The 23816-nt window shown below is 68.7% G+C and carries 18 protein-coding genes and 3 rRNA genes; 14 read left to right on the forward strand and 7 right to left on the reverse strand.

The window, feature by feature from the left end; translation table 11 throughout:
• Nucleotides 1-21: 21 nt before the first annotated feature.
• Nucleotides 22-474 (reverse strand): metallopeptidase family protein, encoded by a 453-nt coding sequence (locus BLW82_RS25845; RefSeq protein WP_093502204.1) that lies wholly within the window; start codon nucleotides 472-474, stop codon nucleotides 22-24.
• Between the two features lie 329 nt (nucleotides 475-803).
• Between BLW82_RS25845 and BLW82_RS25850 the strand changes: the two genes are divergently transcribed.
• The 10 genes from BLW82_RS25850 to BLW82_RS25890 all read left to right on the forward strand — a co-directional run bounded on the left by BLW82_RS25850 (nucleotide 804) and on the right by BLW82_RS25890 (nucleotide 10062).
• Nucleotides 804-1178 carry a DUF3499 domain-containing protein gene (locus tag BLW82_RS25850; RefSeq protein WP_218162383.1) on the forward strand — a complete coding sequence of 125 codons (375 nt, stop codon included), beginning with the start codon at nucleotides 804-806 and terminating at the stop codon, nucleotides 1176-1178.
• A 241-nt stretch (nucleotides 1179-1419) separates the two neighbouring features.
• Complete coding sequence (locus tag BLW82_RS25855) at nucleotides 1420-1671, forward strand: hypothetical protein (RefSeq protein WP_093502206.1); 252 nt, start codon at nucleotides 1420-1422, stop codon at nucleotides 1669-1671.
• Complete coding sequence (locus BLW82_RS44580) at nucleotides 1668-1841, forward strand: hypothetical protein (protein ID WP_177233068.1); 174 nt, start codon at nucleotides 1668-1670, stop codon at nucleotides 1839-1841. Before BLW82_RS25855 ends, BLW82_RS44580 begins: the two co-directional genes overlap by 4 nt.
• Before the next feature lie 143 nt (nucleotides 1842-1984).
• A complete protein-coding gene (locus BLW82_RS25860; protein ID WP_093502208.1) occupies nucleotides 1985-3355 on the forward strand; it encodes a phosphomannomutase/phosphoglucomutase in 1371 nt (456 codons plus the stop codon).
• A gap of 381 nt (nucleotides 3356-3736) precedes the next feature.
• Complete coding sequence (locus tag BLW82_RS25865; RefSeq protein WP_093502210.1) at nucleotides 3737-3907, forward strand: Trm112 family protein; 171 nt, start codon at nucleotides 3737-3739, stop codon at nucleotides 3905-3907.
• Nucleotides 3908-3963: 56 nt separating this feature from the next.
• Nucleotides 3964-5091 (forward strand): SIS domain-containing protein, encoded by a 1128-nt coding sequence (locus BLW82_RS25870; RefSeq protein ID WP_093502212.1) that lies wholly within the window; start codon nucleotides 3964-3966, stop codon nucleotides 5089-5091.
• Nucleotides 5092-5260: 169 nt separating this feature from the next.
• The gene (manA, locus tag BLW82_RS25875) at nucleotides 5261-6412 is read left to right on the forward strand and encodes a mannose-6-phosphate isomerase, class I (RefSeq protein WP_093502214.1); all 1152 of its coding nucleotides are present in this window, start codon (nucleotides 5261-5263) and stop codon (nucleotides 6410-6412) included.
• A gap of 124 nt (nucleotides 6413-6536) precedes the next feature.
• A complete protein-coding gene (locus BLW82_RS25880; protein ID WP_093502216.1) occupies nucleotides 6537-7517 on the forward strand; it encodes a cation diffusion facilitator family transporter in 981 nt (326 codons plus the stop codon).
• Nucleotides 7518-7774: 257 nt separating this feature from the next.
• Nucleotides 7775-9232, forward strand: coding sequence for an adenosylhomocysteinase (ahcY, locus tag BLW82_RS25885; protein ID WP_093502218.1), 1458 nt, complete (start codon nucleotides 7775-7777; stop codon nucleotides 9230-9232).
• Nucleotides 9233-9435: 203 nt separating this feature from the next.
• Entirely contained in the window at nucleotides 9436-10062 is a 627-nt protein-coding gene (locus BLW82_RS25890) for a hypothetical protein (protein WP_093502220.1), read from the forward strand.
• A gap of 28 nt (nucleotides 10063-10090) precedes the next feature.
• Here the strand turns inward: BLW82_RS25890 and BLW82_RS25895 are convergent, their stop codons facing one another.
• On the reverse strand, nucleotides 10091-11047 hold the full coding sequence (locus BLW82_RS25895; protein WP_093508265.1) for an RDD family protein: 957 nt from the start codon (nucleotides 11045-11047) through the stop codon (nucleotides 10091-10093).
• Nucleotides 11048-11188: 141 nt separating this feature from the next.
• On the opposite strand from BLW82_RS25895, the gene BLW82_RS25900 reads away from it, so the two are divergent.
• The 4 genes from BLW82_RS25900 to rrf all read left to right on the forward strand — a co-directional run bounded on the left by BLW82_RS25900 (nucleotide 11189) and on the right by rrf (nucleotide 17902).
• A complete protein-coding gene (locus BLW82_RS25900) occupies nucleotides 11189-12196 on the forward strand; it encodes a stage II sporulation protein M (RefSeq protein ID WP_093502222.1) in 1008 nt (335 codons plus the stop codon).
• Nucleotides 12197-12781: 585 nt separating this feature from the next.
• Nucleotides 12782-14306, forward strand: a 16S ribosomal RNA gene (locus tag BLW82_RS25910).
• Nucleotides 14307-14607: 301 nt separating this feature from the next.
• A 23S ribosomal RNA gene (locus tag BLW82_RS25915) occupies nucleotides 14608-17715 on the forward strand.
• A 70-nt stretch (nucleotides 17716-17785) separates the two neighbouring features.
• Nucleotides 17786-17902 (forward strand): 5S ribosomal RNA (gene rrf, locus BLW82_RS25920).
• The 16S, 23S and 5S rRNA genes sit together here, the layout of an rRNA operon.
• 92 nt (nucleotides 17903-17994) lie before the next feature.
• Here the strand turns inward: rrf and BLW82_RS25925 are convergent.
• The 5 genes from BLW82_RS25925 to BLW82_RS25945 are packed head-to-tail and all read right to left on the reverse strand — an operon-like array spanning nucleotide 17995 to nucleotide 23686.
• Entirely contained in the window at nucleotides 17995-19305 is a 1311-nt protein-coding gene (locus BLW82_RS25925; RefSeq protein WP_093502226.1) for a DUF58 domain-containing protein, read from the reverse strand.
• Entirely contained in the window at nucleotides 19305-20294 is a 990-nt protein-coding gene (locus tag BLW82_RS25930; protein WP_093502228.1) for an AAA family ATPase, read from the reverse strand. Before BLW82_RS25930 ends, BLW82_RS25925 begins: the two co-directional genes overlap by 1 nt.
• Complete coding sequence (locus BLW82_RS25935) at nucleotides 20294-21490, reverse strand: DUF4350 domain-containing protein (RefSeq protein WP_093502229.1); 1197 nt, start codon at nucleotides 21488-21490, stop codon at nucleotides 20294-20296. The genes BLW82_RS25930 and BLW82_RS25935 overlap by 1 nt, the downstream gene beginning before the upstream one ends.
• On the reverse strand, nucleotides 21487-22290 hold the full coding sequence (locus tag BLW82_RS25940; RefSeq protein WP_093502231.1) for a DUF4129 domain-containing protein: 804 nt from the start codon (nucleotides 22288-22290) through the stop codon (nucleotides 21487-21489). The genes BLW82_RS25935 and BLW82_RS25940 overlap by 4 nt, the downstream gene beginning before the upstream one ends.
• A 4-nt stretch (nucleotides 22291-22294) precedes the next feature.
• Nucleotides 22295-23686 carry a DUF7847 domain-containing protein gene (locus BLW82_RS25945; protein WP_093502234.1) on the reverse strand — a complete coding sequence of 464 codons (1392 nt, stop codon included), beginning with the start codon at nucleotides 23684-23686 and terminating at the stop codon, nucleotides 22295-22297.
• Nucleotides 23687-23816 lie beyond the last annotated feature (130 nt).

Raw genomic sequence — 23816 nt, forward strand, 5'->3', positions numbered from 1 at the left:
CCGCGGGCGGCCGCCGGGGACTCAGTCCTCGCCGTAACGGGGGTCGACGGTCTCCGGGGTGAGGCCGAGCAGCTCGGCGACCTGCTCCACCACGACCTCGTGCACCAGCGCGGCCCGCTCGTCGCGCCCCTTGGTGCGGATCTCGACCGGCCGCCGGTAGACGACCACGCGCGCCCGGCGTCCCTCGCGCGCGGGAATGATGCCGCCCAGCGGCACCCCCTCGTCGTCCCAGCTCTCGCCGTGCCGGTCCTGCAGCCGGGGCACTTCGAGCACCAGGAAATCGATGTCGGCCAGCTGCGGCCAGCGCCGCTCCAGGCGATCCACGGAGTCCTGCACCAAGTCCGCGAACACGTCGGCGCGGCTCGCGGCCAGCGGCACCTGAGGTGGTGCGATCGGCCCGCGCATGCCCCGCCCGTGGCGGTCGCGTCGACGGGGCCCGGGGCCGGCGGCACGGGGCGGTACACGGTTGTCCATCACTGGTGAAGCGTAGTCCTCGCGGGCTCCGGCCGCGCCGCTCCTCGCACCGACACCGCCCGGGACGGCATGTCACAGGATGACCATTCCGGCCAAGGTTGGGCTCGTTTCCGTATCTCCACGAGACCGGCGAACTCAAGCCAATTGGCGGTGTTTGTACCGACTCGTGAACGAATGAGGTGCCGACCCTGACCCCCTACGATCCGTTCCACGCAGGTCAGCAGGGCGTGTCGGAAGGGGTGTGTGGGGCGTTTCACAGTACGACACGGTGGAGTGACCTGGGGGAGAGTCGTCGCGGCCCGCTCAAGAGTGCGGTACCGTCCAACGTCGTGAGCCCTGTACGTCGCTGTTCGCGAACCGCCTGCGGCCGACCCGCCGTCGCGACGCTGACGTACGTCTACGCCGACTCGACCGCGGTCCTCGGCCCGCTCGCCACCTACGCCGAACCCCACTGCTACGACCTGTGCGCCGAGCACTCCGAGCGCCTCACCGCGCCGCGCGGCTGGGAGGTCGTCCGGCTCCTCGACGGCTCGGCTCCCGCCCGTCCGAGCGGGGACGACCTGGAAGCGCTGGCGAACGCCGTGCGCGAGGCGGCCCGCCCCCAGGAGCGGGCGGCCGAGGCGGGCGGCGGCGGTCGCGGCGCGGACCCGATGGAGGTCGCCCGGCGCGGCCACCTGCGGGTACTGCGGTCACCGGACAACTGACACACGCGTTCAGGCCGCCGCTAGCCGTTAGCCGCTCGAGCGCATTTCGTGATGCGCACTGCTCGGCCTGCCCGCCCTCGTCGCCGTCCTTCCGCTGCTGACCGTCCTGATCCTGCTCGGCGGGGTCCGCATGTGCGCGGGCTCCGCGGGACCTGGGTCGCGGCCCTGGCGTGCGGAGTCGCCTTCGCCGCCCCGCCGCCCAGTGTTCGGCTGTCTCCGACCACGTCTCCAGGGACTGGCCGTGGCGAAGGCGAACCGGGTCTACGACTGGCCGCTCCTGGACGTCGTCAACCCGAAGGGCGAATCGGTCGGAGGAAATCTCTTCACCTGGCCGGTCGTCTCCACGGGTCGCACGCTCGCTGGTCCTGTTCGCCGGCGTCGCCACGCAGCCGTCCTGCGCGTGCACACGCGCGTGACCGTCGCGGAACGCGCGGCGACCGTACGCGAGTTGCGGCGCGCTGTCGCCACCGTGAGCTCGGAGCCCTCCAGATGAGCGCCGCCCACGCGTCGGGCCACTCGCCCGAGCTCCCGGCGGCCGCCAACAGTTCCCGCGGTGTGCTGGGCCGGATGCTGCCGGTGCTGGGCCGGATGCTGCCGTGCGCCGGGACGGGAGCGGGGACGGGGGCCGACTGCGGCCGACTTGGGCCGACCATGACCGACTGAGACCGTTCCGGATCCGGTCCGCACCGGATCACCGCAGATCACAGCCAGGTGTCCGTGACGGATCCGCTGGGGGAGCCGATGCCGGACCCGGATCCGGGACAGGTAGTTTGGGGCGACCAAAAGTAATCCAGGAGGGTTGGCCTGTGGCCGCTGCAGCTGATCTGTCACAGATCGTGAAGGCGTACGACGTACGCGGAGTGGTTCCGGATCAGTGGGACGAGACGCTCGCCGAACTGTTCGGTGCCGCGTTCGTCCAGGTGACCGGTGCCGCCGCGATCGTCGTGGGCCACGACATGCGGCCCTCCTCGCCCGGTCTGTCCCGCGCCTTCGCGCGCGGTGCGGCGGCCCGGGGCGTCGACGTCACCGAGATCGGCCTCTGCTCGACCGACCAGCTGTACTACGCCTCGGGCGCCCTCGGCCTGCCCGGCGCGATGTTCACGGCCTCGCACAACCCGGCGCAGTACAACGGCATCAAGATGTGCCGCGCGGGAGCCGCACCGGTCGGCCAGGACACGGGCCTGACGGAGATCCGGGAGCTGGCCGAGCGCTGGTCGCAGGAGGGCGCCCCCGAGCCGGCCGCCACGCCGGGAACCATCACCTCCCGCGAGACGTTGTCGGACTACGCGGCCCACCTGCGCTCACTCGTGGACCTGACCTCCGTCCGCCCGCTGAAGGTCGTGGTCGACGCGGGCAACGGCATGGGCGGCCACACGGTCCCGACGGTCTTCGAGGGCCTGCCGCTGACCCTGGTCCCGATGTACTTCGAGCTGGACGGCACCTTCCCGAACCACGAGGCCAACCCGCTCGACCCCGCCAACATCGTGGATCTCCAGGACCGCGTACGCGCCGAGTCGGCCGACCTCGGCCTGGCCTTCGACGGCGACGCGGACCGCTGCTTCGTCGTGGACGAGCGCGGCGAACCGGTCTCCCCCTCGGCGATCACGGCTCTGGTGGCCGCACGGGAGCTGGCGAGGAACGGCGGCAAGGGCACCGTCATCCACAACCTGATCACGTCCTGGACCGTCCCCGAGGTGGTCCGGGAGAACGGCGGCACCCCCGTCCGCACGCGCGTCGGCCACTCCTTCATCAAGGCCGAGATGGCGAGGTCCGGCGCGATCTTCGGCGGCGAGCACTCGGCCCACTACTACTTCAAGGACTTCTGGAACGCCGACACGGGCATGCTGGCGGCCCTGCACGTCCTCGCCGCCCTCGGCGGCCAGCCCGGCCCCCTCTCCGCCCTCGTCGCCCAGTACGACCGCTACACCGGCTCCGGCGAGATCAACTCCACGGTCGCCGACCAGCAGGCCAGCCTCGCCGCGATCCGCGCGGCCTACGGCGACCGCGACGACGTCACCCTCGACGACCTCGACGGCCTCACCGTCAGCGCCGCCGACTGGTGGTTCAACGTCCGCCCCTCCAACACGGAACCGCTGCTCCGCCTGAACGCGGAGGCAAGGGACGAGGCGACGATGACGAAGGTGCGCGACGAGGTACTGGCCATCATCAGGGCCTGACCCTGACTCCTCGCCACGACGCCGGACGGGTCCGGCGGAATCCCCTCGTCCCTTAGGCAGCACGTCCAGCGGCCGAAGGGACGGGGGGAACTGCGCGACCAGCCACAACGGCGCCGCAGTCCGCAGACGGCACATCGCCCCCCCATCGGCGTCCGGGCCCCCGGTGTCCCGGGCCCTCTCAACCGGCCGATTCCCCTCGCCCCGCCCTCGCTTCTCGATCGACCGAGTCGGGTGGTGTGCGGGCAAAGGTCTCGGGGGCAGGGGGCCGAGCCCCCTGGCCGGTCACCCCGGCCGACGGCCGTCCTCAGCCACGGCCAGCCCAACCCACCCCACCGGCGGTAACCTGACCGCACGCGAACATCCACTCCGAAGGGAACCCGCATGCCGCTCGAAGCCGGCCTCCTGGAGATCCTGGCCTGTCCGGCCTGCCACGCCGCCCTCAAGGAGCAGGACCCCGAGCTGATCTGCACCGGCCAGGACTGCGGCCTGGCGTACCCGGTCCGCGACGGCATCCCCGTGCTCCTCGTCGACGAGGCCCGCCGCCCGGCGTAGGCAGCGGGACCCCACAACCGCGAAACACCAGGACCCCGGCAACCGGAGGCCGCTCCATGCTCGACGAAACGCTGCTCGACACCCCGGAGGCCCTCGCGGACGCCGACCGCCGAGGTCTGCTGCGCGGTGCGGCCGAGGCGGGCGCCCGCGTCCGTACCGCCGCCCGGCACGCCACCGAGGCCGGTGTCCAGGAGCTGAAGCCGGACGGCCGCCCCCGCGCCGTCCTGATCGCGGGCCCCGGCGTCGCCGCCACCCACGCCGCCGACCTCCTCGGCACGCTGGCCGGCCCCGGCAGCCCCGTCACCCGGCTCGCGCCCACCGGCGTCGCCCCGGCCGCCGGCGCCCTGCGCTGGGAACTCCCCGGCTGGGCCGGCTCCGTCGACCTGCTGCTGATCGCCACCCCTGACGGCACCGAACCCAGCCTCTCCCTCCTCGCCGACCAGGCCTACCGACGCGGCTGCTCGGTCGCCGCCGTCGCCCCCGCCGACACCCCGCTCGCCGAGGCGGTGGCCGGCGCCCACGGCCTGTTCATGCCGATGGCGACGGCCCCGTACGACCACGGCGAGCCGCTCGCCGGCTCCTCCCCGGGCGTCCTGTGGGCGCTGCTCACCCCGCTGCTCGCGCTCCTCGACCGCGTCGGCCTGCTCGCCGCCCCGCCGGACGCCCTGGAGAAGGTCGCCGACCGCCTCGACCACATCGCCGAGCGCTGCGGTCCGGCCATCGTGACCTACAGCAATCCGGCCAAGACCCTCGCCGCGGAACTCGCCGACGCGCTCCCCGTGGTCTGGACCGAGGGCGAGTCGGCAGGCCCGGCCGGCCGCCGCTTCGCAGCCGCACTCGCCGAACTGGCCGGCCGCCCCGCCCTGGTCGCCGAGCTCCCCGAGGCCCTGGCCGCCCACACCGCCCTGCTCGCCGGGCCGCTCGCCGCCAGCGCCGACCCCGACGACTTCTTCCGCGACCGCGTGGAGGAGTCGCCCGCGCTGCACGCGCGCGTGGTGCTGCTCCGTGACCGCCCCATCGGCGGCCTCACCGCCGCACCCGCGGCCCGCGACCTCGCCCTCAGTCACGACACCGCCATCAGCGAGCTGGAACCCGAGGCGGGCGACGAGCTGGAGACCCTGGCGGAACTGATCGCCGTCACGGATTTCGCCGCCGTTTACCTGGCGCTCGCTTCGGGGGCCTGAAGTGGACACCGGCACCTGACCCGCCGTACGAAAGACGGCCTGAGGGCCGTACCGAGGGCGAACCGGTGGGCGAACACACGGTGAACAGGTGAGCCGTGCCGCGCCACGCCGTTGCCCACGCCTGCCGCCCGCCCGCCCCGCCCGCAGAGAGAAACCGCAGAGAGACGTCATGGACCTCCTCGACAACACCGTCCGCCCCTACGCCTGGGGTTCCCCGACCGCCATCCCGCAGTTGCTCGGGGTCGAGCCGAGCGGTGAACCGCAGGCGGAGATGTGGATGGGCGCTCACCCGGGCGCCCCCTCGCGCACCGCGCGCGGCACGCTCGTCGAGGTCATCGACGCGGACCCGAAGGCCGAACTCGGCGATGAGGCGGTGGCCAGGTTCGGTCCGCGGCTGCCCTTCCTGCTCAAGATCCTCGCCGCCGGCGCCCCGCTCTCCCTCCAGGTGCACCCCGACCTGGAGCAGGCCAGGGAGGGCTACGAGGACGAGGAGCGGCGCGGCATCCCGGTCGACGCCCCGGACCGCAACTACAAGGACGCCAACCACAAGCCCGAACTGATCTGCGCGCTCACCGAGTTCGACGGCCTGTGCGGCTTCCGCGCGCCGGAGCGGACGGCCGAACTCCTCGACGGCCTCGGCGTGGACTCCCTCAAGCCGTACGTCGACCTGCTGCGCGCCCACCCCGAGGAAGCGGCCCTGCGCGAGGTCCTCACCGCGATCCTGACCGCCGACCGCGAGGAGATGGCCCGCACTGTCGCCGAGGCCACGGCCGCCTGCACTCGCCTGGGCGGCGAGTACCTGCCCTACGCCGACATCGCCCACCACTACCCGGGCGACCCCGGCGTGATCGCCGCCATGCTCCTCAACCACGTCCGTCTGCAGCCCGGCGAGGCCCTCTTCCTCGGCGCCGGCATCCCGCACGCCTACCTCAACGGTCTCGGCGTCGAGATCATGGCCAACTCCGACAACGTCCTGCGCTGCGGGCTGACCCCCAAGCACATCGACGTCCCCGAACTCCTGCGCATCGTCCGCTTCGAGGCGGGCGACGCCGGCGTCCTGCGTCCCGAGGCGGCCCCGGACGGCGAGGAGGTCTACGAGACGCCGATCGACGAGTTCCGGCTCTCCCGGTACGTCCTGCCCGAGGGCACCGTGGCCCACGACCTGACCCTGCCCACCCCGCAGATCCTGCTCTGCACGGCCGGTGCGGTGCGCGTCGGCGAGTACGACCTGGCCCCCGGCCGTTCCGTGTTCGTCCCGGCGGCCGAGAAGGCGGAGGTGTCGGGCGCGGGCACGGTGTTCCGGGCCACGGTCGTCGTCTGAGGGGGGCCGTATCTCCCGTCACGGGGGCTGCAAGAATGGCCCACCGGCAAAGCACGGGCAAAGACGGGTCCCGGCGGCGACGAGAACCGGCGAAGACGAGAACGAGAAGGGGCAACGCGAACTCATGAGCGCGTCAGGCGGCACCAGGGCGATCGTGGCGGCACTCGGCGCCAACCTCGCGATCGCGGCATCGAAGTTCGTCGCGTTCGCGTTCAGCGGCTCCTCGTCGATGCTCGCCGAGGGCGTCCACTCGCTCGCCGACTCCGGCAACCAGTTCCTGCTGCTCATCGGCGGCAAGAAGGCCCAGCGCGAGGCGACCCCGCAACACCCCTTCGGCTACGGCCGCGAGCGGTACATCTACGCCTTCCTCGTCTCCATCGTGCTCTTCTCCGTCGGCGGCATGTTCGCCATCTACGAGGGCTACGAGAAGGTCAGCCACCCGCACGAGGTCGAACACTGGTACTGGCCGGTGGGCGTCCTCGTCTTCGCGGTCATCGCCGAGGGCTTCTCCTTCAGGACGGCCATCAAGGAATCCAACGAACTGCGCGGCAAGCTGTCCTGGTCGCAGTTCATCCGCCGCGCCAAGGCCCCCGAACTGCCCGTCGTCCTCCTGGAGGACTTCGGCGCGCTCATCGGCCTGGTCCTCGCCCTCGGCGGCGTCGGCCTCGCCGTACTCACCGGCGACGGCGTCTGGGACGGCATCGGCACCGTCTGCATCGGTGTCCTGCTCGTCCTGATCGCCCTCGTCCTGGCCGCCGAGACCAAGTCCCTCCTGCTCGGCGAGGCCGCCGGCGCCGAGGAGGTCAGGAAGATCGAGGCCGCGGTCGTCGACGGCGACACCGTCACCGGCATCATCCACATGCGCACGCTCCACCTCGGCCCCGAGGAACTCCTCGTCGCCGCCAAGATCGCAGTGCAGCACGACGACACGGCCGCCGAGGTCGCCAGGGCCATCAACGCCGCCGAGGCCCGCATCCGCACCGCGGTCCCCATCGCCCGCGTGATCTACCTGGAACCCGACATCTACAGCGAGGCGGAAGCCGCCAAGGGTGCCGACCCGGAAGCCACCCCGGGCGGCCCGACCCCCCACCCCGCCGGCCACTGACCCCCTCGAACGGCGTGATCTGTTCGGAGGCGGACTGGGGGCGGCCCGCTCCTCCGGTGTAGCTTGGGACGGAGCCAGACGTCGCTGCTGATGGCGGTCGGGCGGTCCCAGGCGGACCGTCCGAGGGAGAGAGGGCCTCCGACGGACTGCGCTGCGCGTACGCGGGCATGCCTGTGTCCTCTTCTCGGGCACCCTGTGTCCGCCGCCGCGCAGACCAGCCGTACCCACCCTCGACCCAACCCGAGGAGCAGCTCGCAATGACGACTGTCGACAACCGACAGGACTTCAAGGTCGCCGACCTCTCCCTGGCCGACTTCGGCCGCAAGGAGATCACCCTCGCCGAGCACGAGATGCCCGGCCTGATGGCGATCCGCAAGGAGTACGCCCAGACCCAGCCGCTGGCCGGCGCCCGCGTCACCGGCTCCCTGCACATGACCGTGCAGACCGCCGTCCTGATCGAGACCCTGGTCGCCCTGGGCGCGCGGGTCCGCTGGGCGTCCTGCAACATCTTCTCCACCCAGGACCACGCGGCCGCCGCCATCGCCGTCGGCCCGAACGGCACGCCCGACAACCCGCAGGGCATCCCGGTCTTCGCCTGGAAGGGCGAGACCCTGGAGGAGTACTGGTGGTGCACCGAGCAGGCCCTGACCTGGCCGGACAGCCCCACCGGCGGCCCCAACATGATCCTCGACGACGGCGGTGACGCCACCCTCCTCGTCCACAAGGGCGTCGAGTACGAGAAGGACGGCAAGGTCCCCTCGGTCGACACCGCCGAGTCCGACGAGCACCGCGTCGTCCTCGAACTCCTGCACCGCACCATCACGGACGGCTCGCAGAAGTGGACCCAGCTCGCCTCCGAGATCCGCGGCGTGACCGAGGAGACCACGACCGGCGTCCACCGCCTGTACGAGATGCAGCGCGACGGCGTCCTCCTGTTCCCGGCGATCAACGTCAACGACGCCGTCACCAAGTCGAAGTTCGACAACAAGTACGGCTGCCGCCACTCGCTGATCGACGGCATCAACCGCGCCACCGACGTCCTGATCGGCGGCAAGACCGCGGTCGTCTGCGGCTACGGCGACGTGGGCAAGGGCTGCGCGGAGTCCCTGCGCGGACAGGGCGCCCGCGTGATCGTCACCGAGATCGACCCGATCTGCGCCCTGCAGGCCGCGATGGACGGCTACCAGGTCACGACCCTCGACGAGGTCATCGACAAGGCCGACATCTTCGTCACCACGACCGGCAACAAGGACATCATCATGGCCTCGGACATGGCCAAGATGAAGCACCAGGCCATCGTCGGCAACATCGGCCACTTCGACAACGAGATCGACATGGCCGGCCTCGCCAAGATCCCCGGCATCGTCAAGGACGAGGTCAAGCCGCAGGTCCACACCTGGAAGTTCCCCGACGGCAAGGTGATCATCGTCCTCTCCGAGGGCCGCCTGCTGAACCTGGGCAACGCCACCGGCCACCCCTCGTTCGTGATGTCCAACTCCTTCGCGGACCAGACCCTGGCCCAGATCGAGCTGTTCACCAAGCCCGACGAGTACCCGGTCGGCGTCTACACGCTGCCCAAGCACCTCGACGAGAAGGTCGCCCGCCTGCACCTGGACGCGCTCGGCGTGAAGCTCACGACGCTGCGCCCCGAGCAGGCCTCGTACATCGGCGTGAAGGTCGAGGGTCCGTACAAGTCGGACCACTACCGCTACTGAGTCCGAGTCCCGCCCACCGGGAGCGCGCACCCGTGCACTGACGCGCTCTCCCGGCGGCGGGTCCTCCGGTCCGCCGAGACAGGCCCCCGCACCCCCGTGCCGGGGGCCTGCCCCTTTGGCCCGCCCTGGCCCGCCGACCGCCCGCGCGGCCGTACCGCGGGTCCGAGCGCCGGACCCACGCCCCGTCAAGCCCCAGGACCCCCATGCCCCGCGGCCGCTATTCGCTCCACGATCCGCACGATCACACCCCCCTCGGCGAAGAACACTTCCAGTGCGCCCCCGGCCCCTCCGGCTGGCGTTATGTCTCCCAAGTGACCACCCCCTCCGGTGACCACAGCGGCTCCGTCGATCTCGCCCTCGACGACCTCGGCCGCCCCATCCGCCTGGAACTCCACGCCGGGGGCTGGCAGGTCCGTGGCGCCGCCCTCGACGGCGTCACCTGGGTCCGCACGGACCCCACCGGCGCCCACGCCACCGAAGGCAATGTGCGCGCCCACGCCTTCACCGGCACGTCCCCCGCGTTCCTCGTCGCCACCGCCCGTCTCCTGCGCCTCACCCCCTCCGCCGCCGCGACCCGCGTACGCCTCGTGGCCTTCACGGCCCCGGTCCTCGCCCCGCGCACCGTGGACCAGTCCTGGGCCCTGCTGAAAAGAGAAGCACACGCCACTGACAACGGCCCGCTGACCGTGGACGAATACCAGGTCACAGCCCTGGACACCGGCGAACAGCACCCTGTTCACCTCGCCGGCGACGTGGTTCTGGCGGCCCCCGGAATCGAGTTGGAGGACCTGCGGTCACCGCCGACGTTCTTCACCGACCCCGCGGACTGAGCTGCGGATCCGACGGGCGGGGCCACGCCTAGGCCGGCGGCGCGAACCCGGTGGCCGGCCGCTCGGCCGCCGCCGCGGGAGGAGCCACGGGCCCGGCCGGCGGCTGCGGGACAGGCACGGCAGGCATGGGCATGGGAATGGGCATGTGTGCGGGTGCGGGTGCGGGTGCGTGGGCCGGGGGCGAAAGGGGTGCCGGGGGCGCGTACGCGTTCGGGGCACCGGCGGACGGAGCAGCTTGGCCGGCGAAGGCCCGCCGGGTTTCCCGGGCCTGTCGCTCCTGCACCACCGCCGCCAGATACGCGGCCGGCGGAATGTCCGTCGGAGCCGGGGCACCCGTCCGCGTCGCGAGATCCCCCGCGAGCTGCGCGGCCATCGACCACGAGACCTGCGGATCGAGCTGCTGCATCCGCGTCAGGTACTGCCGGACGGCGAGCCACAGCGCATCGGGAACGGCCGACAGGTCCAGCTCGGCGAAACGACCCGCCAGCCAGGGCGGAGGCGGCGGAACGAAGCGGGTCTGCCCGACGGGCACCCGCTCCCGCACCACCAGGGTCCCCGCGAACACGTCCCCGAGCCGCCGTCCACGAGCCGAGACCAGCGAGGCGATACACGCGACGACCCCGAACGTCGCCAGGATCTCGACCACGCCGAGAGCGCCCCGCACCAGCGCATGCCGGAACCGGATGGGCCCGCCGTCATCCCGCACGACCCGCAGCCCGCACGCCAACTTCCCGAGCGAACGCCCGTGGCTCAGCGTCTCCACCGCGATCGGCGCGCCGACCAGCACCAGCAGAAAGGCCGCGATCGCCAGGGCGACCTGCGCCGCGTCGTCCAGCGAGGCCGTGGCCGCCGCCAGACCGATCGACACACCGATGTACACGGTGAAGGCCACGAGCAGGTCGAGCATCACGGCGAGTGCCCTGCTGGGCAGCCTCGCGGGACGCAGTTCGAGCGCCACCGCCTCGCCCGTCACCAGCTCACTCACGCCCGCCGCCTTCCCCTGGTCCGCCCTGTACAGCACAAGTCTGCCAAGCTGAGGGCGCATCTCGCCGCAGTACGACAAGCTGACAGCTGCGACATTGCTACGACAGGCAGTCGACGACCAGCCGAGGAGCAGGCAGACCCGATGGACCTCGACGTCTTCGTCTCCGCACACCGAGCCGAGTGGGACCGCCTCGACGCGCTCCTCCGCCGCCAGCGACGCCTCAACGGAGCAGAGGCCGACGAACTCGTCGCGCTCTACCAGCGCACCGCCACCCACCTTTCCCTGATCCAGTCCAGCGCCCCCGATCCACAGCTCACCGGACGCCTCAGCCAGCTCGTGGCACGCGCGCGCAGTGCCGTGACAGGCACCCGCCGCGCGTCCTGGCGCGATGTCGCCCGATTCCTCGGACAGGGATTCCCGGCCGCCGTCTACCGCTCCCGCCACTGGTGGGTGCCCACCGCGCTCATATCCACGGCCATCGCGATCCTTCTGGGCTGGTGGATCGGCACCCACCCGGACGTGCAGTCGACCATCGCGGCCCCCAGCCAGCTCCGCGAGCTGACCCGCCCCGGCGGCGAGTACGAGACCTACTACTCCAGCCACCCCGCCGCCTCCTTCGCGGCCCAGGTGTGGACCAACAACGCCAGGGCCGCCGCGATGTGTCTGGTCCTGGGCGTCTTTCTCGGTCTCCCCGTCCTCTGGATCCTCTTCGAGAACATGCTGAACCTGGCCGTCGGCTTCGGCCTGATGTCCTCGGCCGGCCGCCTCGACACCTTCCTGGGCCTGGTCCTCCCGCACGGGCTGCTGGAACTCACTGCGGTCTTCGTGGCCGCGGGCACCGGACTCCGCCTCGGCTGGACCCTTATAGACCCAGGCCCACGCAGTCGCCGTACGGCCCTGGCCGAAGAAGGACGCGCCGCCGTGGCCATGGCGATCGGGCTGGCGCTCGTCCTGTTCGTCTCCGGCGCCATCGAAGGCTTCGTCACCCCGTCCGGCCTGCCGACCTGGGCGCGCATCAGCATCGGAGTGGTGGCCGAGCTGGCCTTCCTGGCCTACGTCTTCGTCGTCGGTGGCCGCGCCGCCCGGGCCGGTGAGACAGGTGACCTCGAAGAGGCCGAGCGCAGCGCGCTCGTTCCTACGGCCGCCTGATGTGCGGAGACCTCCCGTGAGCTGCTAGTCTCCTCTTCGCCCCGGAAGACCCGTTGACACGGGTGGGATGGGGAGGTAGATTCAAACAGTTGCCTAGAACTGGACAGGTTCAGGGCCGATCGTTAGAATCGATCTTGCTTCACAACGGAGAGTTCTCTCCGAGACATTGAAGCCACCTCCGATTTACTCAGAAATGAGTGGCCGGTCAGACCGGCCAGGAACTTCTGATAAAGTCGGAATCGCCGAAAGAGAGCCGAAAGGCAATCGATAAGGCAAAGGCCCTCCAACGGCCACCGGAAACGAATTCCGACCGGGAACGGAACGGAAAACGGATCTGGTAAGGTTGGAAACACCGAAGGGAAGCCCGGAGGAAAGCCCGAGAGGGTGAGTACAAAGGAAGCGACCGTTCCTTGAGAACTCAACAGCGTGCCAAAAGTCAACGCCAGATATGTTGATACCCCGTCTCCGGCCGTCATGGTCGGGGCGTGGTTCCTTTGAAGAATACACAGCGAGGACGCTGTGAACGGTCGGATCATTCCTCCGACTGTTCCGCTCTCGTGGTGTCGACCCGATTACGGGTAAACATTCACGGAGAGTTTGATCCTGGCTCAGGACGAACGCTGGCGGCGTGCTTAACACATGCAAGTCGAACGATGAACCACTTCGGTGGGGATTAGTGGCGAACGGGTGAGTAACACGTGGGCAATCTGCCCTTCACTCTGGGACAAGCCCTGGAAACGGGGTCTAATACCGGATATGAGCCTGGGAGGCATCTCCTGGGTTGTAAAGCTCCGGCGGTGAAGGATGAGCCCGCGGCCTATCAGCTTGTTGGTGAGGTAATGGCTCACCAAGGCGACGACGGGTAGCCGGCCTGAGAGGGCGACCGGCCACACTGGGACTGAGACACGGCCCAGACTCCTACGGGAGGCAGCAGTGGGGAATATTGCACAATGGGCGAAAGCCTGATGCAGCGACGCCGCGTGAGGGATGACGGCCTTCGGGTTGTAAACCTCTTTCAGCAGGGAAGAAGCGAGAGTGACGGTACCTGCAGAAGAAGCGCCGGCTAACTACGTGCCAGCAGCCGCGGTAATACGTAGGGCGCAAGCGTTGTCCGGAATTATTGGGCGTAAAGAGCTCGTAGGCGGCTTGTCACGTCGATTGTGAAAGCCCGAGGCTTAACCTCGGGTCTGCAGTCGATACGGGCTAGCTAGAGTGTGGTAGGGGAGATCGGAATTCCTGGTGTAGCGGTGAAATGCGCAGATATCAGGAGGAACACCGGTGGCGAAGGCGGATCTCTGGGCCATTACTGACGCTGAGGAGCGAAAGCGTGGGGAGCGAACAGGATTAGATACCCTGGTAGTCCACGCCGTAAACGGTGGGAACTAGGTGTTGGCGACATTCCACGTCGTCGGTGCCGCAGCTAACGCATTAAGTTCCCCGCCTGGGGAGTACGGCCGCAAGGCTAAAACTCAAAGGAATTGACGGGGGCCCGCACAAGCGGCGGAGCATGTGGCTTAATTCGACGCAACGCGAAGAACCTTACCAAGGCTTGACATACACCGGAAACGTCTGGAGACAGGCGCCCCCTTGTGGTCGGTGTACAGGTGGTGCATGGCTGTCGTCAGCTCGTGTCGTGAGATGTTGGGTTAAGTCCCGCAACGAGCGCAACCCTTGTCCCGTGTTGCCAGCAGGCCCTTGTGGTGCTGGGGACTCACGGGAGACCGCCGGGGTCAACTCGGAGGAAGGTGGGGACGACGTCAAGTCATCATGCCCCTTATGTCTTGGGCTGCACACGTGCTACAATGGCCGGTACAATGAGCTGCGATACCGTGAGGTGGAGCGAATCTCAAAAAGCCGGTCTCAGTTCGGATTGGGGTCTGCAACTCGACCCCATGAAGTCGGAGTCGCTAGTAATCGCAGATCAGCATTGCTGCGGTGAATACGTTCCCGGGCCTTGTACACACCGCCCGTCACGTCACGAAAGTCGGTAACACCCGAAGCCGGTGGCCCAACCCCTTGTGGGAGGGAGCTGTCGAAGGTGGGACTGGCGATTGGGACGAAGTCGTAACAAGGTAGCCGTACCGGAAGGTGCGGCTGGATCACCTCCTTTCTAAGGAGCATCTAGCTGCCGCGAGGCAGCCAGAGCCACTACGTCGGCAGATGTCCGACGGTGGTCAGCTCATGGGTGGAACGTTGACTACTCGGCCAGGTTTTCGGGTCGGAGGCTGCTAGTACTGCTCGTCAGAGCGTGGAACGCATGATCTCCGGACGGGAGTTGGCCGGGCACGCTGTTGGGTGTCTGAGGGAATGATCTTCCTTCAGTCGCCGGCCCCGGTGAAGCATCGCGTAAGCGGTGTGTGACGGGTGGCTGGTCGTTGTTTGAGAACTGCACAGTGGACGCGAGCATCTGTGGCCAAGTTTTTAAGGGCGCACGGTGGATGCCTTGGCACCAGGAACCGATGAAGGACGTGGGAGGCCGCGATAGTCCCCGGGGAGTCGTCAACCAGGCTTTGATCCGGGGGTTTCCGAATGGGGAAACCCGGCAGTCGTCATGGGCTGTCACCCGCTGCTGAACTCATAGGCAGTGTGGAGGGAACGAGGGGAAGTGAAACATCTCAGTACCCTCAGGAAGAGAAAACAACCGTGATTCCGGGAGTAGTGGCGAGCGAAACCGGATGAGGCCAAACCGTATGCGTGTGAGACCCGGCAGGGGTTGCGTATACGGGGTTGTGGGATCTCTCTTTTGCAGTCTGCCGGCTGTGAGACGAGTCAGAAACCGTTGATGTAGGCGAAGGACATGCGAAAGGTCCGGCGTAGAGGGTAAGACCCCCGTAGCTGAAACATTGACGGCTCGTTTGAGAGACACCCAAGTAGCACGGGGCCCGAGAAATCCCGTGTGAATCTGGCGGGACCACCCGCTAAGCCTAAATATTCCCTGGTGACCGATAGCGGATAGTACCGTGAGGGAATGGTGAAAAGTACCCCGGGAGGGGAGTGAAATAGTACCTGAAACCGTGTGCCTACAAGCCGTGGGAGCATCCTTGTGGTGTGACTGCGTGCCTTTTGAAGAATGAGCCTGCGAGTTTGCGGTGTGTTGCGAGGTTAACCCGTGTGGGGTAGCCGTAGCGAAAGCGAGTCCGAATAGGGCGTTGGAGTAGCACGCTCAAGACCCGAAGCGGAGTGATCTAGCCATGGGCAGGTTGAAGCGGAGGTAAGACTTCGTGGAGGACCGAACCCACCAGGGTTGAAAACCTGGGGGATGACCTGTGGTTAGGGGTGAAAGGCCAATCAAACTCCGTGATAGCTGGTTCTCCCCGAAATGCATTTAGGTGCAGCGTCGTGTGTTTCTTGCCGGAGGTAGAGCACTGGATAGGCGATGGGCCCTACCGGGTTACTGACCTTAGCCAAACTCCGAATGCCGGTAAGTGAGAGCGCGGCAGTGAGACTGTGGGGGATAAGCTCCATGGTCGAGAGGGAAACAGCCCAGAGCATCGACTAAGGCCCCTAAGCGTACGCTAAGTGGGAAAGGATGTGGAGTCGCAGAGACAACCAGGAGGTTGGCTTAGAAGCAGCCACCCTTGAAAGAGTGCGTAATAGCTCACTGGTCTAGTGATTCCGCGCCGACAATGTAGCGGGGCTCAAGCGTACCGCCGAAGTCGTGTCATTCCAGAATATAGGGCCAACGCCTTCTGGGATGGGTAGGGGAGCGTCGTCTGCCGGGTGAAGCAGCACCGGAAGGTAGTTGTGGACGGTTGACGAGTGAGAATGCAGGCATGAGTAGCGATTCACACGTGGGAAACGTGTGCGCCGATTGACTAAGGGTTCCTGGGTCAAGCTGATCTGCCCAGGGTAAGTCGGGACCTAAGGCGAGGCCGACAGGCGTAGTCGATGGATAACCGGTTGATATTCCGGTACCCGCTGTGAAGCGTCAAACATCGAACCGAGCGATGCTAAGTCCGTGAAGCCGCCCTGATCTCTTCGGAGTTGAGGGGAGTGGTGGAGCCGACGGACCAGACTTGTAGTAGGTGAGTGATGGGGTGACGCAGGAAGGTAGTCCAGCCCGGGCGGTGGTTGTCCCGGGGTAAGGGTGTAGGCCGTGCGGTAGGTAAATCCGTCGCACATCAAGGCTGAGACCTGATGCCGAGCCGATTGTGGTGAAGTGGATGATCCTATGCTGTCGAGAAAAGCCTCTAGCGAGTTTCATGGCGGCCCGTACCCTAAACCGACTCAGGTGGTCAGGTAGAGAATACCGAGGCGTTCGGGTGAACTATGGTTAAGGAACTCGGCAAAATGCCCCCGTAACTTCGGGAGAAGGGGGGCCACGCTTGGTGAGAGGACTTGCTCCTCGAGCTGGGGGTGGCCGCAGAGACCAGCGAGAAGCGACTGTTTACTAAAAACACAGGTCCGTGCGAAGCCGTAAGGCGATGTATACGGACTGACGCCTGCCCGGTGCTGGAACGTTAAGGGGACCGGTTAGCTCACTTTCGGGTGGGCGAAGCTGAGAACTTAAGCGCCAGTAAACGGCGGTGGTAACTATAACCATCCTAAGGTAGCGAAATTCCTTGTCGGGTAAGTTCCGACCTGCACGAATGGCGTAACGACTTCTCGACTGTCTCAACCATAGGCCCGGTGAAATTGCACTACGAGTAAAGATGCTCGTTTCGCGCAGCAGGACGGAAAGACCCCGGGACCTTTACTACAGTTTGATATTGGTGTTCGGTTCGGCTTGTGTAGGATAGCTGGGAGACTTTGAAGCGGCCACGCCAGTGGTTGTGGAGTCGTCGTTGAAATACCAGTCTGGTCGTGCTGGATGTCTAACCTGGGTCCGTGATCCGGATCAGGGACAGTGTCTGATGGGTAGTTTAACTGGGGCGGTTGCCTCCTAAAGAGTAACGGAGGCGCCCAAAGGTTCCCTCAGCCTGGTTGGCAATCAGGTGTTGAGTGTAAGTGCACAAGGGAGCTTGACTGTGAGACCGACGGGTCGAGCAGGGACGAAAGTCGGGACTAGTGATCCGGCGGTGGCTTGTGGAAGCGCCGTCGCTCAACGGATAAAAGGTACCCCGGGGATAACAGGCTGATCTTCCCCAAGAGTCCATATCGACGGGATGGTTTGGCACCTCGATGTCGGCTCGTCGCATCCTGGGGCTGGAGTCGGTCCCAAGGGTTGGGCTGTTCGCCCATTAAAGCGGTACGCGAGCTGGGTTTAGAACGTCGTGAGACAGTTCGGTCCCTATCCGCTGTGCGCGTAGGAGTCTTGAGAAGGGCTGTCCCTAGTACGAGAGGACCGGGACGGACGAACCTCTGGTGTGCCAGTTGTTCTGCCAAGGGCATGGCTGGTTGGCTACGTTCGGGAGGGATAACCGCTGAAAGCATCTAAGCGGGAAGCCTGCTTCGAGATGAGGACTCCCACCCACTTGATGGGGTAAGGCTCCCAGTAGACGACTGGGTTGATAGGCCGGATCTGGAAGCCAGGTAACTGGTGGAGGTGACCGGTACTAATAGGCCGAGGGCTTGTCCTCAGTTGCTCGCGTCCACTGTGTTAGTTCTGAGGCAACGACCGTGTCTTTTTCCGGTCTAACTTCATAGTGTTTCGGTGGTCATAGCGTGAGGGAAACGCCCGGTTACATTCCGAACCCGGAAGCTAAGCCTCACAGCGCCGATGGTACTGCAGGGGGGACCCTGTGGGAGAGTAGGACACCGCCGAACAAATATTGGAAAGAGCCCCACACCTCACGGTGTGGGGCTCTTTTGCGTTTAAGGAATGGCCGGAGCCGACTGCGGCTCCGGCCATTCGAGTATCAGAGCCGGCCCGCCGCTTTCAATGCCAGATACGCATCTGCCAACGCGGGAGCGAGGTCGTCAGGCGTCGCGTCCACGACCGTCACGCCATGTCGGCGGAGTTGTTCTGCGGTCCGGTGCCGTTCGCTCTGGGCCTGTGCGGCCGCCGCTGCCTCGTACACCGCGTCGGCGTCACCACGAGCCGTCGCCATGCGGGCGATGTGCGGGTCGGCCACGGAAGCGAGGAGAACCGTGTGTCGTTGGGTGAGTTGGGAGAGCACGGGAAGCAGACCCTGTTCGACCGGAGCGGTGTCCAACGTCGTGAGGAGGACGATCAGGGACCGCCGTGGAGCCGTGCGGAGTGCCGTGGCGGTGAGGCCGCGGGCATCCGTTTCGACGAGCTCGGGCTCCAGCGTGGCCATCGCGTTGACCAGGGAGGGGAGGACGTCGCCTGCGGCGCGGCCCTGGACCAGAGCGCGGACCCTGCGGTCGTAGGCGAGGAGATCCACCCGGTCGCCCGCGCGCGAGGCGAGGGCGGCGAGGAGGAGGGCCGCGTCCATGGAGGCGTCCAGGCGGGGCGCGTCGCCGACTCGGCCGGCGGAGGTGCGTCCGGTGTCGAGTACGAGAAGGATGTGCCGGTCACGCTCAGGACGCCAGGTGCGTACCGCGACCGCCGATTGCCTGGCCGTTGCCCGCCAGTCGATGGAGCGGGTGTCGTCACCGGGAACGTACTCGCGAAGGCTGTCGAATTCTGTGCCCTCGCCGCGGGTCAGCACGCTGGTGCGGCCGTCGAGCTCACGCAATCGGGCGAGTTTCGACGGCAGATGCTTGCGGCTGGTGAACGGGGGCAGAACCCGTACGGTCCAGGGCACCTGGTGGCCGCCCTGGCGGGAGAACAGGCCGAGGGGGCCGTAGGAGCGGACAGTGACGCGGTCCGCCTGGCGGTCGCCGCGGCGGGTCGGGCGCAGGCGGGTCGTGACACGCCGGCGTTCGCCCGGGGGGACGGTCAGCTGGTGGCGCGAGGCCTCGACCTCGGTGCCGGACTGCCAACTGCTCGGCGGCCAGCCGTCCCTGAGCCGGGCCCGGAGTGGTCGCCGGGACGGGTTGGTCACCGTCAGAGTGACGTCCGCCGTCTCGCCCAGGCGGGCGGACGTGTCGCCGGAGCGGGTGAGCACGAGGCGTCGTACCGGAGCGGCAAGGGCGAAGTCGCAGGCGCAGGCCAGAGCCAGTGTGCCGTCGACGGCGAGGATGCCCGTCCAGCTCGGTCCCCAGATGCCGATCGGGATCGATCCGATGGCCGCGACGAGGGCGGCGCGTCCGGTGAGGGGCATCAGCGGGGGACCGGGACGTGGGCGAGGATCGCGTTGATGACGGAGTCGGCGGTCACGCCTTCCATCTCGGCCTCGGGGCGGAGTTGGACGCGGTGGCGGAGGGTGGGCAGGGCGAGGGCCTTGACGTCGTCGGGGATGACGTAGTCGCGGCCGGTCAGCCAGGCCCAGGCGCGTGAGGTGGCCAGGAGGGCGGTGGCGCCGCGCGGGGAGACGCCGAGGGTGAGGGACGGCGACTCGCGGGTCGCGCGGCAGATGTCGACCACGTACGCGGTGATCTCGGGGGAGACGTTCGTCTTGGCGACCGCGGCTCGGGCGGCTTCGAGGTCGGCGGGGCCTGCCACGGGGCGCACGCCGGCGGCGCGCAGGTCGCGCGGGTTGAAGCCCTCGGCGTGGCGGGTCAGGACGTCGATCTCGTCCTGGCGGGAAGGGAGAGGGATCGTCAGCTTGAGGAGGAAGCGGTCGAGCTGGGCTTCGGGGAGGGGATACGTGCCCTCGTACTCGACGGGGTTCTGGGTCGCGGCGACCAGGAAGGGATCGGGAAGGAGACGCGGGACGCCGTCGACGGTGACCTGACGTTCCTCCATGGCTTCGAGGAGGGACGACTGGGTCTTGGGCGGAGTGCGGTTGATTTCGTCCGCGAGGAGCAGGTTGGTGAAGACCGGGCCGGGCTGGAAGGAGAACTCGGCGGTACGGGTGTCGTAGACGAGGGAACCCGTGACGTCGCTCGGCATGAGGTCGGGGGTGAACTGGACGCGTTTGGTCTCCAGTTCGAGCGCGGATGCGAGGGCGCGGACGAGCAACGTTTTGGCGACTCCGGGGACTCCTTCGAGGAGAACGTGTCCGCGGCAGAGGAGCGCGACGACGAGGCCGGTCACGGCGGGGTCCTGGCCGACCACGGCTTTGGCGATCTCCGCGCGCAGGGCCTCCAGGGAGGCCCGGGCGTCGGCCGGGTTCCCGGTGTTCCCGGCGTTGTCAGTGGTCGGGTCCATCATGGACGGCGTACCTCTCTTTCGAGGGCGTCGAGCTGGTCGGTGAGGGTGATGAGGGCCGCGTCGTCGGCGGGCGGCGGTCCGAAGAGCAGGGCCTGCAGGGTCCGTCCGTCGCCGTGCAGGTGCGCGGAGAGGGCGGGGAGCAGGGCCTCGGGCGCGTGTGCCTGGGAGACGGGGACGCCTACGAGGGGGGCGAGACGGGTGCGGACGGTGGAGCGAAGAGCGGCGGCCGCGCGGTCGCGGGCGCTGGCCTTGCGGTAGAGGCGGGCGCGGCCTTCGACGGTCTCGGAGGCGCGGATCGCCACGGGGAGTTTCTCGGGCACCAGGGGGCCGAGCCGGCGTGCCCGCCAGAGGGCGGCGACTGCGGCGGCGATGAAGAGCTGGAGCGTGCCCCAGAGCCAGCCGGAGGGCAGCAGGTCGAACAGGGATTTCTGGTCGCCGGTGCCGGTGGCCGTGGCGTCGGAGAGCGAGGGGAGGTACCAGACGAGATGGGGGCGGGAGCCGAGGAGCTGGAGGGCGAGCGAGGCGTTGCCCTGCTTGTCGAGACGGTCGTTGAGCAGGATGTCGGGCGCGCCGAGGACGACGGTGTCTCCGTTTCCGGAGGCCGCGGGGATGCGGAGGAGCGTGGCCAGGCGCTGGCTGGGGTAGCAGGTGTTCGCGTCGAGGTGGGTGGTGGTGTAGCGGATGCCACCGGTGTCGGCGCTGCCCGCCCGCCGGGCCGCGGTCAGTGTGCAGTGCGGGTTGAGCGTGGAGCGGTCGCTGTTGGCGGGGTCGGCGGTGACGCCGGGGGCGAGCCGTTCGACCGACGTGCTGCCGGCCGCGACCAGCACGGTGCGGCCGCCCGACCGGGCCGTCGATCCCTGCAGCAGGGACTGCTGGTGCGGGGTCAGCAGGTCGGGGACGGCGACGAGGAGGGTGGTGTCGGGGCCGGTCGCGGCGCGGGCCTCGGCCAGGGTGGTGACCACACGGGTGTCCACGCCCCGGTCGGCGAGGAGTTCGGCGACGGCGCGGCTGCCGTAGGGATCGGCGGAGCGTGGGTCGAGGTCGCCGTGCCGGGTGTCGGAGCGGATCACGGCGATGGCCACGGCTCCGGCGAGGACGAGCACCAGGGCGAGGACGATGCCCCGGCTGCGGGTCCACACCTGGCGGGTGGTGGGCGTGGTGGAGGTGGCCGGGAAGGCTACGCCGGTGGTCATTCGGCGGCCCCCTGGCGGGCGTTGTGGGCCGGGTTGTGGGCGCTGCTGGAGCTGTTGGCGCTGCCCGTGAGGACCGGCTTGGTGCGTTCGAGGTCGTGGTCGAGTTCGGCGATGCGGTCGTACGACGCCTGGGTCGCCCGGCGGCCGCCGTACGTCACGTCGTCGAACTCCCGGGCGGCGGCGCGCAGCCGGTCGGTGTGGGCGGGCAGGGCGCGGCCCGCTTCGGCGGCGGCCTCGTCGGCGGTACGGCCGGGGCGGACATCGAGCAGGGCGCGTTCCTCCAGGGCGCGGACGACGGCGCGCATGCGTTCCTGGAGGGCCTGGTTCCAGTGGCCCTGGGCGGCGTGTGCCTCCGCGGCCGCGCGGTGTTCGGCGGCGCTGCGGGGGCGGTCGTCGAACAGGGTGGCGGCGGAGACGGGCCGGCGGCGGGGGGTGCCCAGGCGCCACCACAGGGCACCCACGACGGCGATGACGGCCAGGACCACGACGACCAGGCCCAGTGCGCCTCCGGGCGTCGCGGACGCGGCGGCGGAGAGCAGGCGGTCGACCCAGTCCAGGACGGCGTTCAGGGCGCGCTGGAACAGCCCCGGGTCGTTCTCGTGGTACATCCGCTTGGACAGTTCACGCCGTGCCGCCTCCCGTGCCGGGTCGCGCGGGATGGTCACGGGTGGTTGGCCGTCCGAGCCGGTCAGCGCCCACAGCGCCGTGTGCCGGGCTCGCGACAGGCCTCGTACGGCCTCGTCGGCGGCGCGCGGCAGGGCTGCGGGCACCGCTGCGAGGACTCCCCCCGTCAGGCTCACCGCATCAGCTCCCCGGGACGGTGCCGGGGGTGCCGGCGCCGTAGTTCTCGACGCCTGCGGCGCGGGCCAGTTCGAGGTCGAGGGCCTCGCGGCGGATGCGCTGGTCGATGTAGAGGAGCACGGTGACGCCCGCGTTGATCGGGAAGGTGAGCATGGAGCCGATCACCGAACCGATGCCGCCGATGACGAGGAACGTCCAGCCGTAGTTGTTGTTGGTGCTCTCCAGGAAGCCGGTCAGGCCGTTGCCGCCGGCGTAGGCCCCGATCAGGGTGAAGGGGATCACGGCGAGCGACGAGACGATGTTGGCGATGATCGAGGCGAGGAACTGGATGCCGAAGACCCGCCACCAGGAGCCGCGGACGAGTTTGGTGGAGCGGCCCAGGGACTTGGTGATGCCCTGCTTCTCCAGCATCAGGGCGGGCGAGGCCAGCGAGAAGCGGACCATCAGCCACACGGTGACGACGGCACCGGCGAGGATGCCGAGGACGAGCAGGGCGGCGATGGCGCCGCCCGGGCCGCCGGCGAGCGCGACGACGATGCCGGGCAGTGCGCCGACGAGCAGGACGCCGACCGCGATGAGCCCGGTCAGGAGGATGAGGCCGAACAGCTTGAAGACCTGCGGGCGGGCGTCGCGCCAGGCCTCGCCGATGGTGACGGACTTGCCGAGCACGGCGCGGCTGGTGACGGTCGTCAGCAGGGCTGTCGCGATGATGGTGCCGACCAGGGTGATCAGCAGGACCGCGCCCGAGCTGATCACGACCTCGCCGGCGGCGCGGCTGATCTCCGTGAGGGAGGCGCTCGGGTCGTTGAGAGCGTCGGTGGTCTGGGTGTCGTTCAGGACGAGGCCCTGGAGGAGGATCACCGCGACCTCGGTGATGACGGCGACGGTCAGCGAGATGCCGAGGACCGTGCGCCAGTAGGTGCGCATGGTGGAGACGGCGCCGTCGAGGATCTCGCCGACGCCGAGCGGGCGCAGCGGGATCACGCCGGGCTTGGCGGCGGGCGGGGGACCGCCCCAGCCGCCGCCCCAGGCTCCGTAGCCCCCGGGAGGGCCGTAGCCACCGGGGCCGCCGTATCCGCCGGGGCCTCCGTAGCCTCCGTAACCGCCGCCGGGGGGCTGGCCGCCCCAGCCGGGGCCCGGGGGTGGGGGCGGCGGTGCCTGGCCCGGTGCCGGGGCGCCGGTGGGCGTGGACCACTGGCCGGGCGGCGGCTGTTCCGTGGACCACTGCGAGCCGGAGCCCTGTGGATCCGTGGCCGGCTGATCGGTGGGCGGCTGATCGGTGGGCGGTTGGACAGGCCCTGCGGGGACGGGGCGGTCGGCAGGGGCGGACGCGCCGGGTTCCCGCCCGTCGGACGGGGCGGATCCGGGCGAGGCCCAGCCCGGAGTGTCGTTCATCGAAGCTCCTTCACGGTGCCCGTCCGCGAGCGCGGTGGCAGGTTGGCTGCCATCGTGCCATGGGGTGGGCGCCCAGTGACCGGCCGCGGTAGAGGCTGCGCACCTTCAATTGTCCGCCGGATACGGGGCA

The organism is Streptomyces sp. Ag109_O5-10, from assembly GCF_900105755.1.
Classification (GTDB): Bacteria; Actinomycetota; Actinomycetes; order Streptomycetales; family Streptomycetaceae; genus Streptomyces.

What these genes read in the sequence shown, in the direction of transcription:
- BLW82_RS25890 (WP_093502220.1), top strand. Translation starts at nt 9,436, where the DNA reads ATGCCCCGCGGCCGCTATTCGCTCCACGATCCGCACGATCACACCCCC.
- BLW82_RS44580 (WP_177233068.1), top strand. Translation starts at nt 1,668, where the DNA reads ATGAGCGCCGCCCACGCGTCGGGCCACTCGCCCGAGCTCCCGGCGGCC.
- BLW82_RS25900 (WP_093502222.1), top strand. Translation starts at nt 11,189, where the DNA reads ATGGACCTCGACGTCTTCGTCTCCGCACACCGAGCCGAGTGGGACCGC.
- BLW82_RS25930 (WP_093502228.1), bottom strand. Translation starts at nt 20,294, where the DNA reads ATGGACCCGACCACTGACAACGCCGGGAACACCGGGAACCCGGCCGAC.
- BLW82_RS25865 (WP_093502210.1), top strand. Translation starts at nt 3,737, where the DNA reads ATGCCGCTCGAAGCCGGCCTCCTGGAGATCCTGGCCTGTCCGGCCTGC.
- BLW82_RS25935 (WP_093502229.1), bottom strand. Translation starts at nt 21,490, where the DNA reads ATGACCACCGGCGTAGCCTTCCCGGCCACCTCCACCACGCCCACCACC.
- BLW82_RS25870 (WP_093502212.1), top strand. Translation starts at nt 3,964, where the DNA reads ATGCTCGACGAAACGCTGCTCGACACCCCGGAGGCCCTCGCGGACGCC.
- BLW82_RS25880 (WP_093502216.1), top strand. Translation starts at nt 6,537, where the DNA reads ATGAGCGCGTCAGGCGGCACCAGGGCGATCGTGGCGGCACTCGGCGCC.
- ahcY (WP_093502218.1), top strand. Translation starts at nt 7,775, where the DNA reads ATGACGACTGTCGACAACCGACAGGACTTCAAGGTCGCCGACCTCTCC.
- BLW82_RS25845 (WP_093502204.1), bottom strand. Translation starts at nt 474, where the DNA reads ATGGACAACCGTGTACCGCCCCGTGCCGCCGGCCCCGGGCCCCGTCGA.
- manA (WP_093502214.1), top strand. Translation starts at nt 5,261, where the DNA reads ATGGACCTCCTCGACAACACCGTCCGCCCCTACGCCTGGGGTTCCCCG.
- BLW82_RS25925 (WP_093502226.1), bottom strand. Translation starts at nt 19,305, where the DNA reads ATGCCCCTCACCGGACGCGCCGCCCTCGTCGCGGCCATCGGATCGATC.
- BLW82_RS25945 (WP_093502234.1), bottom strand. Translation starts at nt 23,686, where the DNA reads ATGAACGACACTCCGGGCTGGGCCTCGCCCGGATCCGCCCCGTCCGAC.